Origin of the sequence: Clostridium cadaveris (genome assembly GCF_020911725.1) — a bacterium.
GTDB classification, from domain to species: Bacteria; Bacillota; Clostridia; order Clostridiales; family Clostridiaceae; genus Clostridium_X; species Clostridium_X cadaveris.
In genome coordinates, this window is record NZ_CP076620.1 from 522,821 (window position 1) to 535,000 (window position 12,180).

General features: G+C 33.5%; 6 protein-coding genes (1 of these 6 running past the window's edge). 3 read left to right on the forward strand and 3 right to left on the reverse strand.

Annotated elements, in window-relative coordinates:
* The first annotated feature begins 194 nt into the window (after positions 1 to 194).
* Both KQH81_RS02390 and KQH81_RS02395 read left to right on the forward strand, forming a co-directional pair.
* On the forward strand, positions 195 to 881 hold the full coding sequence (locus KQH81_RS02390; protein ID WP_027639328.1) for a cohesin domain-containing protein: 687 nt from the start codon (positions 195 to 197) through the stop codon (positions 879 to 881).
* Positions 878 to 9,286 (forward strand): S8 family serine peptidase, encoded by an 8,409-nt coding sequence (locus KQH81_RS02395; RefSeq protein ID WP_035770978.1) that lies wholly within the window; start codon positions 878 to 880, stop codon positions 9,284 to 9,286. The genes KQH81_RS02390 and KQH81_RS02395 overlap by 4 nt, the downstream gene beginning before the upstream one ends.
* A 242-nt stretch (positions 9,287 to 9,528) precedes the next feature.
* On the opposite strand, the gene KQH81_RS02400 is transcribed toward KQH81_RS02395, so the two are convergent.
* From KQH81_RS02400 to KQH81_RS02410, 3 genes are all read right to left on the reverse strand, one after another.
* On the reverse strand, positions 9,529 to 10,350 hold the full coding sequence (locus KQH81_RS02400; RefSeq protein WP_027639327.1) for an SDR family NAD(P)-dependent oxidoreductase: 822 nt from the start codon (positions 10,348 to 10,350) through the stop codon (positions 9,529 to 9,531).
* Between the two features lie 90 nt (positions 10,351 to 10,440).
* Positions 10,441 to 10,989 carry a hypothetical protein gene (locus KQH81_RS02405; protein WP_027639326.1) on the reverse strand — a complete coding sequence of 183 codons (549 nt, stop codon included), beginning with the start codon at positions 10,987 to 10,989 and terminating at the stop codon, positions 10,441 to 10,443.
* Entirely contained in the window at positions 10,979 to 11,440 is a 462-nt protein-coding gene (locus KQH81_RS02410; protein WP_196802080.1) for a restriction endonuclease, read from the reverse strand. Before KQH81_RS02410 ends, KQH81_RS02405 begins: the two co-directional genes overlap by 11 nt.
* A 213-nt stretch (positions 11,441 to 11,653) precedes the next feature.
* On the opposite strand from KQH81_RS02410, the gene KQH81_RS02415 reads away from it, so the two are divergent.
* Positions 11,654 to 12,180, forward strand: partial view of a M42 family metallopeptidase gene (locus KQH81_RS02415; RefSeq protein WP_027639324.1) — the 5' portion only. 466 nt of this gene lie beyond the right edge of the window; only the first 527 of its 993 coding nucleotides appear in the window; it begins with the start codon at positions 11,654 to 11,656; its stop codon lies off the right edge, out of view.

A 12,180-nucleotide genomic window follows, 5' to 3' on the forward strand; every position in this document is an offset into this window, starting at 1 on the left:
CATAAGAAAAATAAGAATTTTCTAAAAAAATTAACATATATTTACAATAGAATAATCAAATGTTAAAATATTCTTAATTGAATGAAAATTGAATTAAAAATATGAATGTAATTAAAAAAATATAAAAATTTTCAGTACTGTAGAGTACGAGAATATAAAATCAAACTCTAAAATATAAAAAGGAGGATGAGAAAATGAAAACAAAGACAGCGATTGTTACTTTGTTTACGCTGATTCTATTAGCAGTTAACCCTAGTGTAGCTTCATTTGCAGCAAATCAAATGGACTTTACTCTAGGTTCAGTAGAAACAGCAAAGCAAGGTGAAACAGTAAATGTAGCAGTTGGAGTAGACACGGCAGGACTTACAGATGGAAAAGCCATTGTAACTTATGACAACAGTAAAATGACTTACCAAGGAGGAAAACTTGCATACTGTAGTGATGCTGAAAAATCAGAATTTGTAGTAAATGCCCTTGGAAATGGGAAACTAGTTATTGCATGGGCTACAGTAGATCCAGTAGAAAAAGCCGGGGATATAATTTCTTTAGATTTCAAGGTTAACGATTCGGCAGCGAATAATGATATAGCAAAAGTTAGTCTTGAAGGCAAATATGCTAATGATAAAGAAGGAGAAGCTATTCCTATAAAATTAGATGGTGACAAAAGCATAAATATAAAAATAGGAAGCGGATCTGGACAAGGAACAGGCGATGTAAGTAATCCAGGTAGTACAGGCAATAATGGATCTTCTGATAAAAATAACAATAGTGATATTAAAACAGGAGATTCGTCTCTAATAGGATATGGACTAATTATTATTGTCAGCTTAATTGCACTTGCTGCATTGAAGAAACATAGTGCGGGGAGGGATAGAGCATGATAAGAAAGCGTATGATGTTAAGTAGAGTTTTAGCAGCTGCTATTACTGTAACTATGTTATTTACAAGTATGCCAGTAAAAGCTGCAACTACAATGGCAAATGGAGATAAAGTTGAACAGCAACAGCATACTTCAAAGAAAACAGATGTTTCAGGACAAAAGTTTGAAAGTAGTGATGCTAGCAAATCAAGTCCTATTGATTTCGCTCCAAGTATAAAGAGGGAAAAGAAAGAAGAAGGACCTCATATTCAAGAAAATGAATTAAAAAAAGCATCTGAAATTGACATAAAAGAAGTTCATGATCCAGAGAAAAAAGTCAAAATTATAGTAGAACTAGAAAAAGATTCTCTAATAGATGCAGGATACAGCGCGAGACAAATAGCAGAAGGGATAAGAGTTGTATCACATGCAAATAATCAACAGAATCATATAGACACTATGGAAGCAAAAATGGAGGATGAGATCGATAGTAATTTAGAGATACTTTATGAATACAAGGTTGCTATCACGGGTATAGCTGTAAGTACAGAGTATAAAAATCTTAAATCTATCAAAGACATGACAGGAGTAAAAGATGCTTGGATATCTCCAGTGTATTATTTATCAGATGATGCTGAGACATTTACATCTAATGCGTCAACTATGATAGGTGCAAATAAAGTATGGAATGAAACTGGATATACTGGACAAGGCATGAAGATAGCCATAATAGATACAGGAATATATTTAAATCACGATAGCTTTAAGCCTTTAAATGGGGATAAGCTTAATGAAAATTCTATGGATGCAGAAGATGTAGTCGAAACTTGGAATAAACTTAATGCTGCCAAGCATACTGCGAGGCCTATAGGAGTATATCGTAATACAAAGGTGCCATATGCATACAATTATGTTGGTCATAATTTAGATGTAGCACATACTGGATCAGATCATGGTACTCATGTAGCAGGTATAGCTGCCGCAAATAAGATAGATTCTACAGAAGTAGTAGGAATTGCGCCAGATGCACAATTAGCAGTAATGCAAGTGTTTAGTCCACAAGGCGGGGCTGACTTTGTAGATGTTCTTGCGGCTATGGAAGATGCTGTATACCTTAATGTGGATGTAATGAACTTATCACTAGGTTCTACAGCTGGATTCACAGATTCAGAAGCATCAACTAATGCAGTGTTTGATAAGTTTGCCAATACAGATATTCAAGTTGCAATAGCAGCTGGTAATGATACTAACAATGCCTTCAACAATCTACATGGAAACAATATGAGCTTAGCTAAGAATCCTGACATAGGTCTTGTTGGGAATCCTGGCTCATATACAGACTCTATGACAGTAGCCAGCGTTGATAATAATGCTATTAAAGCATTTACGATTACAGTAGATGGAAAGAATATAGCATACACTGACACTGCATCAACTAACTATACTAATTTCCTTAACCAGCTTGGTATAAATAAATCATATGACTATGTATGGGCTGGTGAGAATGTATATGGAGGAAATGTTAGTGACTTTACTAATGCTAATAATGGTTCAGGAGTAGAAGGAAAGATAGCTCTAGTATCTCGTGGTGGAGGAGTATCATTTACACAAAAGCAGACAAATGCAAAATCTGCTGGAGCTGTTGGATGTATAATATACAATAATGCTCCTGGAATATTAAATATGCAAGTTAATGATGGAAAGGATCATATTCCATGTGTCAGTATATCTCAAAAAGATGGACAATATATGATAAGCAAGCTAAACAATGGAATTGGAAAACTTACTACAAGTAATGGAAATCAACAGACAGTTATAAATGAATCAATAAATATGAGTGATTTTTCATCATGGGGAGTAACTCCATCATTAAAGCTTAAACCAGATATAACTGGTGTGGGAGGAAATATTTATTCTACACGTGATAATAATACTTATGGTCTTATGAGTGGTACGTCTATGGCAACTCCACAAGTTGCAGGTGCTGCTGCAATTGTCATGGAGTATGTAAAAGATAAGTTTGAAGGTCTTAAGGAAGAGCAAATACGTAATATAACAAGTGCACTTCTTATGAGTACATCTAACCCTGTATTATCTGAGGGAATGGAATATTCACCTAGATGGCAAGGTGCAGGGCTTATCAATTTACAAGATGTAGTTGATACAAAAGCTTATTTGACAAGCAATGAACAAGAGGATGGGAGACCTAAAGTTGAGCTTGGGGATTCAAAGGACGGAAACTATAACTTTGGTTTTAAAATAAATAATATAACTGACAAACCTCTAGCTTATGAATTGGATAGCAATCTTTTAACAGAGGGAGCTACTGAAGCTGGAGATAATATATTTATGACTTCAACATCTGTTAAACTTGATAGCAAAATATCTTTTAAATATGATGAATCATTAAAGTATGATTTTAATGGTGATGGAAAGATTAATACAGCAGATGTAAGAGTTCTTCTGTCAGCATTAAATGATGTAGAAGCATTAAATAAGAGACCAGATAACTTCATGGATGTAAATGGTGATGGAAAGTTTGACAAAGAAGATAGCAAGGAGCTTGCTGAATACGCTGCTGAACTAGAAGTTGCTTTTGATGATGAAGAAACAGCTTTAATTGTACCTGCTAAGGGATCTTTAGATTGTGAAGGTTCTATAAATTTAGCAGATGCAGACAAAGAATATATGAACAAGTATTTTGAGAATGGAATATATGTAGATGGATATGTGTATGCAAAGTCCCTAAATAGTGATATTACAGAACTATCAATGCCAGTAATGGGGTTTTATGGTGATTGGACGGCTCCTTCTGCATTTGATGGGGGAACTAATCATTACTGGAATAGCGAAGGACAAGCAAGCTTATTCCCAACAGGTATTTATACTAAGTACTTTATGTTAGGCGTAAATCCTTATATAAAGGCAGATTATGATGAAAAGCATTCAGCTATATCATTAGCAAATAGTTTATCTGAAATAGATATGGGAATGTTACGTAATGTTAAGGAATTGATCTTTACAGTTACTGATGATAAGACTGGAGAAGAGTACTGGTCTTATGGAGAGAAAGATGTACGAAAGACATATTATGATAGTAGTCGGAGAATGATTATTCCATATTTCGTATTTAATCCTCAGCAAGGAGAACCTATATTGTGGGATGGAACTGATGGCAAGGGAAATCCTGTAACTGATAATACAAAAGTAAACTTTAAGATCGAAGCAAAACTTGATTATGAAGGGGAAAATCAGGTTCAGGCCATAGAACAGCCAATATGGGTAGATAATGCGAAGCCTTCCATTGAAAATTTTAATGAGCTTAAACCTGAAGTTAAAGATGGAAAGGTAACTTTAAATTTATCTTTAAAGGATAATAGATATATCGCAGCAGTACTTTTTGAAAGTCCTAATGGCGAAATTATGGCAAAACATGATATTCAAGATTATGAACCAGGAAAAGCAAAGGACTATACATTTGATATTAGTGGATTTGGAGAAAACTTTAATATAATTGTTGCTGACTATGCATGTAATGAATATGTTCAAGAAATCAGCCTTGACCTAGGAGCAGGGTGGAATGACAATGAACTTCCGTTATCTAAGCTAGATAAAGAAAAGCTATATGCATTTGAAAGCAGTGAAGATGGAGCTATGTCGCGAGGGTGGTATAGTGCTAATAAATCAGATTTAGGTGAAGCTAAAAATATAACTTATTCTAAAGCTGCACGTTATTATAGTGCTGAATATATAGATGGATATATTTATGCTCAAAATACAGCTGGTGAATTAGTTGTAATACCTCCAAGAAACACTTATTGGAAGGAAAATGTGTTAAATAAACAAAGTGATGTAATACTTTACGATATGGCATTCGATTATAGTGAAAAAATTCTTTATGCTGTAGGCTGGGATTACAGAATTGGAGAAGGCGGAGCATCCGTACTCACTAGGGTTGATCTTAAAAGTGGAGAGATTTCACGTTTATCAGCTTTAACTGGAATGGACTCCACAACTATGGTTACACTTGGATGTACTACTGAAGGACAGCTTTATGGTATAGATCTTACAGGAAATCTTTACAAGATTCCTAAAGTACAGGATGATGGAAAGGCAGAAAAGGTTGGAATTACAGATTTTGCAAAGAGACCAGATTTCTATGGAGTAAATGTTATACAATCAATGGCATATGATCACAATACTGATACTATGTATTGGGACGCTTTTAGTAGTAAATATGATATAAATACAAACCAAACGTTAAGAAGTTATGGAGTATATAAAGTAAATCTTCAAACAGGTGAAACTACATTAGTTGGAGATATGAAGAATAACTGTGGAGTAGGATTATTTATTCCATATGATGGTGAGGATATATTGCCTGATAGTGTAAAACCTACAAATGTAAATATATCTGGAAATTTAGAGAGAATAAGTATGCTTCCTGCTCAAAATAGAATACTCTCATTATCTTGGAATCCTTGGAATGCATCTCAGAGTCCAGTAGAATGGAGTATTACTAAAGAGGAGCCTGTTACAGAAGGAGAACAGGTTGCAACTGTAAACAATAAAGGGAAGGTTACAGCTATTTCTGAAGGTACAGCTATAGTAGAAGCAAAGACTAAGATATATCCTGAATGGCAACCGGAAGGATACGACAAGACAATGAGTATTCAAGTAAAAGTTTTATCATCTACAGATGAGATGTACGGATTCCTATTGGCAGATCTTAATGATATGGAGAAAGGTAAGAACACATGGATTACATTCAAGGACTCAAGTCCTAAAAACTATGAAATTCTTACAAAAAACGCTGGGAAAGAAATGTTTGCAGGAGCCTACTATAATGGATATGTATATACAGTATGGCCAGGGAAAAATGGTGATGATTTCTATAAGACTAAAGTTACAAAAGGAGCTTCTGATGGGAAGGCATCTTTTGGAGAACTTGAATATATAGGAAGTATGCCTGAAACAAATATAACTGATATGACTTTTGATTATACTACAGGGCGGATGTATGCAATTGAAAATAAACAATCCTTTATGTATTTATCAATCATAGACCTTGAAACAGGAGCACTTGACCGTGTAAGTGTTATTAACGATATAATAGTAGGACTTGCTTGTGATGCTGAAGGAAATTTATATGGAGTAAATACAGAAGGAAAGCTATTTACTTTTGATAGTGAAACTGGAGAAGGGATCTTAGTATATGAAACAGGAGTATCTACAGAGGGATATATTCAATCTATGACTTATGATTATAACTCAGGGAACCTATATTGGGCACAATGTAAGGGTCCAGGAGTATCAGCATTTTATCTACTTGCAAATACAAAGATTAAAGACGAATGGGGAAGTAGGACAGAATGGGAAACTGTAAAATTAGGTGATATAGGTGGTAAGAAGGGAGCTGAGGTAGCTGGTTTATTTACTATTCCTCAGAATGAGCCTGAAGCAGCATATATTCCAGTTACAGGACTTTCTATAGATCAAAATGATTTCAGTATGATAAAGGGAGCTAAAGCAAACTTATCTGCTACTACAACACCTAAGAGACCAACTTTACAAAGTAAAACTTGGACTAGTAGTGATGAGAATGTAGTAAAGGTTGATGAGGTTGGAGCAGTAACTGCAGTTAGTAGTGGTAGTGCTACTATAACAGCATCTATAACAGATAGAGAGTCGAAGATAACTTATGATGATTCAATTGAAATTAAGGTAATAGAGTCATCAGGTGAACTTAAAGCTTTCTTGAACCAAGATGTTAAAACTTCATACTATAACTGGTGGGTTTCAATACCTGACTATGATCCAGCATCATACAAGACAGTTAAGAGTGCTGTTGATAGTTTTGGTTTAGTTGCTGGTGACTATTATGATGGATATATTTATGGGTATGATAGAAATGGAGAATTGTATCAAGTAGAAGCAGACACCTATAAGTTTAATAATATAGGAAAGTATTCTACGGATAAATCTAATTTTTCACTTACGGATATGACATACGATTATAGTAATTTCCGTATGCTAGCATTAAGCCTTGAAGACTATTTCGGAAATCAATCTGCAATTTATAGTGTAGACTTATCAACAGGAAGTATTACAAAGCTTGTGGATACAAAGGAAGTAGTATATGGCTTAGCTTATGGAGATGGAAAGTATTATACTGTAAAGGGCAATGGAATGCTTTGTACAGTTGATCTTGAAACTGGAGAGCTTACAGAAATTCTAGATACAGGATCAAAGGTTTCAAAGTATAACTATGGACACAATACAACATTAGCATATGATCATAATAATGACAGGCTTTATATGGCACCAATTGTAGAGAATAATCCATATAGTGCTGGACAGCTTACTATGATAGATGTAAATGGAAAGGTAAGTATGCCTATAGGAAATATTGGACAAAATGGAGCTCTAGTATCTACAATGTATATTGAGCCTAAAGGTGGAAGTGTTCCAGAGGATAATTCCGTTAAAAAAGTTATACTTGATAAAGAAAATGTAAGGCTTGAAGTTAGATCAACCACAACACTTACTCCTAAGATTCTTCCAACAACATCATCAAACAAAGATGTTACATGGACTACATCAGATAAGAGTGTTGCTACAGTTAAAAATGGAGTGGTAACAGCAGTTGGACTAGGAAATGCTGATATTACTGTTACAACTTCAGATGGAGGATTTACTTCAAAGTGTAAAGTTACAGTTCTTGATTCAGAAAAGACATCAGGGAATACAGCATATGCATTCTCTAAAGATCATGGTGGACTTATCAGATTCAATCCTGATATACCATCAACTACTACAGAACTTCTTCACACTTATGATAAGACTGATAAGGTCTTAGCAACCACATTTATAGATGGATCATTATATTATTTAATAGATGTTGCAAACTATTATCCAAAGTTGTATAAGATGGATGTTCAATCTTATACTCCAAAAGAAGTTGGATATGTTGGAATGCAAATAGGACCTGCAAATGATATGACTTATGACCCATTCTCAGAGCTTATTTATATAACATCAGGTTTCTATATCTATGTCGTAGATCCTGGTACAGGTGAAGTTGTAACTAGTGTAAATATAAGCAATAACTCCACATATGGATTAACAGCAACTAATGGATATATATATCTTGTTGCAAATGATGGATATGGAAATAGCACATTATATCGTATAGATACTAATAGGATTTTAACTGCTAGAAATGGAGAAACTTTATATCTTAACACTGACTATGATGTAATCGGAGAATTAACACCAAGCATTCATACGACAAAAGATAGTAAAGTTGAAATAAATTTTGCAAATAGAACTGTATATGTAACTGCAGATGATAAACTTTATTCTCTTAATATTGAGAATGGTAATATTTCTGAGATAGATTCTGTTCCAACTATTAATGGATTAGGATTTATAACACCTAAAGACTTTAAGCCTGTCATCTATGTAACAGGGGTATCTCTAGATAAAACCGATGTGAAGATGAAAACAGGTATGACTAAGCAACTTAAAGCAACTGTATATCCTAATAAGGATAAAGTAAATAAAGAGGTTACTTGGAGTTCTGATAATAATAGTATAGTTAATGTGGATAACAATGGATTATTAACAGCTATTGCTCCAGGAAAAGCGATTGTAACTGTTACAACTAAAGATGGTGGTTTTACAGCAAGCTGTGCATTAACTGTCATGGAGATTGGAAACGAAGAATGGATGTATGGGTACTCAGTTGATGAGAAAGCATTTATACGCTTTGACCTTAATATGCCTGATGTAGAAGGAGAAAAGGTTCTAGCTTATGATGCAGGTACTAATAGTGATGGAGATCAAATATATCCAAAGGGTACTGAGTATTTAGATGGATATGTATATTTTGCACAGTTGAATAGTAAAGGAAATTCTAATTTGTATCGTTGGAATATGAATGATAATTCTATAGAAGAGTTTATGACAGAACTAAAGACAACTGATGGATACGATATGGTGGCAACTGATATGGCATCTATAGGAAAAGATTTATATCTTATGAGTGGGGATGGACTATATACTGTTAACACTGAAACAAAGATCATGGAAAAGGTTGTTCCAGACAATAGTTGGAGTTCGCCAGCAATTACAGCTGTTGATGACAAGACTATTGTAGGACAAATGGGAAATGGACGAGAGATTATATATACTAAAACAGATAAAGGCTGGACAGCATCAAGACCAAATAAGTATAATAACTTGAGGTTTGATGATGAGGATTATTCATTATCTAGTGCAGTTACTTTAAATAATGTTATGTATGTATGTTCAGGTAAAAAGCTTTATACCTTAAATTATACGGCTTATGAGGCTACTAAAGTAGGGGAAATTGGAATAGGAAAATTATCTTCCGTATTTGTAGTGCCAAGTAAGAACAATTAGTTATAAAAAGACTAAGTTTTAGTAACTTCCTTTTCGGACTTAATAAGGCCAAGTAAGAACAATTAGTTATAAAAAGACTAAACTTTAATGGTTTTAATTTCAACGTTATTAGATAACAAGTAATTTAATAAATAAAATTAGCCCTATATAGTAGAACTTTCTTTTATGAGTTTCTGCTATATAGGGTGTTTTTTACTTTTAAATATATTTTCTATAATAAGTTAACTTAATATATTTAATTTTTAATATACGGTAAAACCTCCATCGGAAGCAATTATAGAACCAGTTATATGTTTTGCTTCATCAGAGGCAAAGTATAATATTGTGGAAGCTTGCTCTTCTGGAGAAGCATTACGTTTTTGTAAAGTTTGAGTTTTTCCGCTAGTCATGCTTTCTTTTAAGAAGGTTTGAGGGTCTATCCCTTGTTTTACTAGTTCAGCTATTTTTGCTTTAATACCAGCTGCAGCGTTTTCTGTAAGTGGAGTATCTGTTCCAGCAGGGTTTACAGAATTACATCTTATTCCTTTTGTTGCATAATCAACGGCAACAGCTTTTGTAAGACCGTTAACACCATGCTTTGACGCTACATAAGCAGCGGCACTTGGAAAGCCCCTCATTCCAGCAACTGAGCTCGTATTTACGATGGCTCCACCCTTGCCGTGTTTTAGCATATATTTTACAGCTTCTCTACAACAGTAAAACATGGAATTAAGGTTGGCATTTATAACGCTGCCCCAATCTTCATCAGTAACCTCATCTAGGATTTTTGAAGCACCTACTATACCAGCATTATTTATAGCTATGTGTATTTCTCCGTATTTTTGTTCTGCTTCCTTATAAAGGTGAACAACATCTTCTTTTTTAGTAATATCTCCTTGAACAAAAATGGCTTCTCCACCTTGCTTTAGAATTTCATCAACGACTGCTTGTCCTCTCTCTTTGTTACGACCTGAAACTACTACATTGGCACCTTCAAGCGCGGCCCTAATACATACAGCGCGTCCTATACCTGAAGTTCCTCCAGTTACAATTATAGTCTGTCCGTTAAACCTGTCTTTAAACATTATGCATTCCCCCTTTAAATAGAATAAATTAGTGTAGAGTAGTGTAACATAAGAAAACGATTTATTCAATTAAATTCTAAAATCATATATTTACTTCAATTCCCACCCATTAATAGTTTCCCCAGATGAAAGCAAATTGTAGCTTTCAGAGACAATATCTCCGTCATAAATAATAAAATCAAAGTCATCTCTTGCGCTGGATATGAATGAATGTTTTTCTTTATTAAGGGTTCTAGAATGAACAATAATACCATGAGATAAATTATTATGATGAAGTATAGAGATAAATCTTTTAAAAGTGGAATAATTTATGGAACTTGGAGATTTCGATGAAAAGTCTTCTTTAATGCAAAGAACTCCATAATTTTCACCATGACGAGAAGTTAAAAAGTAGCTTTCATCATTGTAGCTTTCTGCTAAAGGGCTCAATGATGAAAAACCTTGCTTTTCTAAGACAAAATTAGAAAAACTTTGAAACTCTTTTGGAGTAAGTCCGCATAAATCTTTTGGAGATATTAATACATCATCACTTTTGAAAATAAATTTTTTAAGAGAAATCCAAATTATTTTTATTAACTTGTATATGGTTAATACGATGCTAAAAGCTAAAATTATTAGAAATAGTAATTTATAATTCAACAGATACATCTCCTTGTGATAACATAAATTTGTGAGTAAAAGTGCAGCCATCTAAAAATGATATACTGCAATTAGGTATAGATGAGGAAAATTCTAAAGCTTCCTCAGAAAAATCTCCAGTAGTTATTATAAGTGAATTAGTTATGTTCTTAAGAATAATATGACCGTAAATCTCCTGCATTTCTGACAGTGAAACTTTATCGAAATCATCTTCGCTTATAGCTGGATTGTTAATCTTCTTTTGTATAACCCATACATAACATGGATTACCTTCTACGGAACCATATATACTTGGGTTAGTAGAACCTCCAGTTCTATCTATTATATTTAAATTAGTATAATTTTCATTTATAAGGTGAATATAGCACCAGTTTAAAAATACACCATAAGGAACTGTGCTTAGAGATTTTCTTGACAAAAGTTTGGTGTATAGTTGCTCTTTATTAAGCATACTAAGGAATTTATCCAATATTTTATTGGCTATAAAAAGTAAAAATAAATAAAAAAATATAGTTAAATATGACATGAAATCACCTTCCTAGTTAGGATTATTATCACTATTCATAAAAAATATTCTAAGTTACAGAGGATTTTTAAAAATCATTGTTGAATACAGAAAGAAATGATACGGATGTAATTAATTTTTATTTAGGAGAGTGGAGAAATGTTATTAAAAAGACTATGTGATGCTTTTGGTGTAAGCGGATATGAAAGAGAAGTAAGAGAGACTATAAAGGAAGAAATCAAGAATTTAGCAGATGAGATTTTAGTTGATGATTTAGGAAACATAATAGCATTAAAGAAAGGACATGGAGAAAATAAGAAGAGAATTATGGCATCAGCTCACATGGACGAAATTGGATTCCAAGTTATAAAGATAGATGATAAAGGATTTATCATAGTTAGAGCTCTTGGCGGAATTCCACTAGTTCCTACTATAATGAATAGAGTTATATTTAGAAATGGGGTACAAGGGATAGTAAGCAACAGTGTTGATGTGGATGCTGTAAAGAATATAAAAAAACTATATATAGATATCGGAGCTGAATCTAAAGAGGAAGCAGAGAAATATGTAAAGATAGGTGACGTTGCAAGCTACGTTGGAGAATATGTTGAATTAAAAGGAAATAATGTAACTTCAAAAGCTTTAGATGACAGAGCTGGCTGCTATATATTAATAGAAGCTTTAAA

Excerpts from the sequence above, each read along its gene's own strand:
- KQH81_RS02390 (WP_027639328.1), top strand. The coding sequence starts at position 195 with ATGAAAACAAAGACAGCGATTGTTACTTTGTTTACGCTGATTCTATTA.
- KQH81_RS02410 (WP_196802080.1), bottom strand. The coding sequence starts at position 11,440 with ATGCTTAATAAAGAGCAACTATACACCAAACTTTTGTCAAGAAAATCT.
- KQH81_RS02395 (WP_035770978.1), top strand. The coding sequence starts at position 878 with ATGATAAGAAAGCGTATGATGTTAAGTAGAGTTTTAGCAGCTGCTATT.
- KQH81_RS02400 (WP_027639327.1), bottom strand. The coding sequence starts at position 10,350 with ATGTTTAAAGACAGGTTTAACGGACAGACTATAATTGTAACTGGAGGA.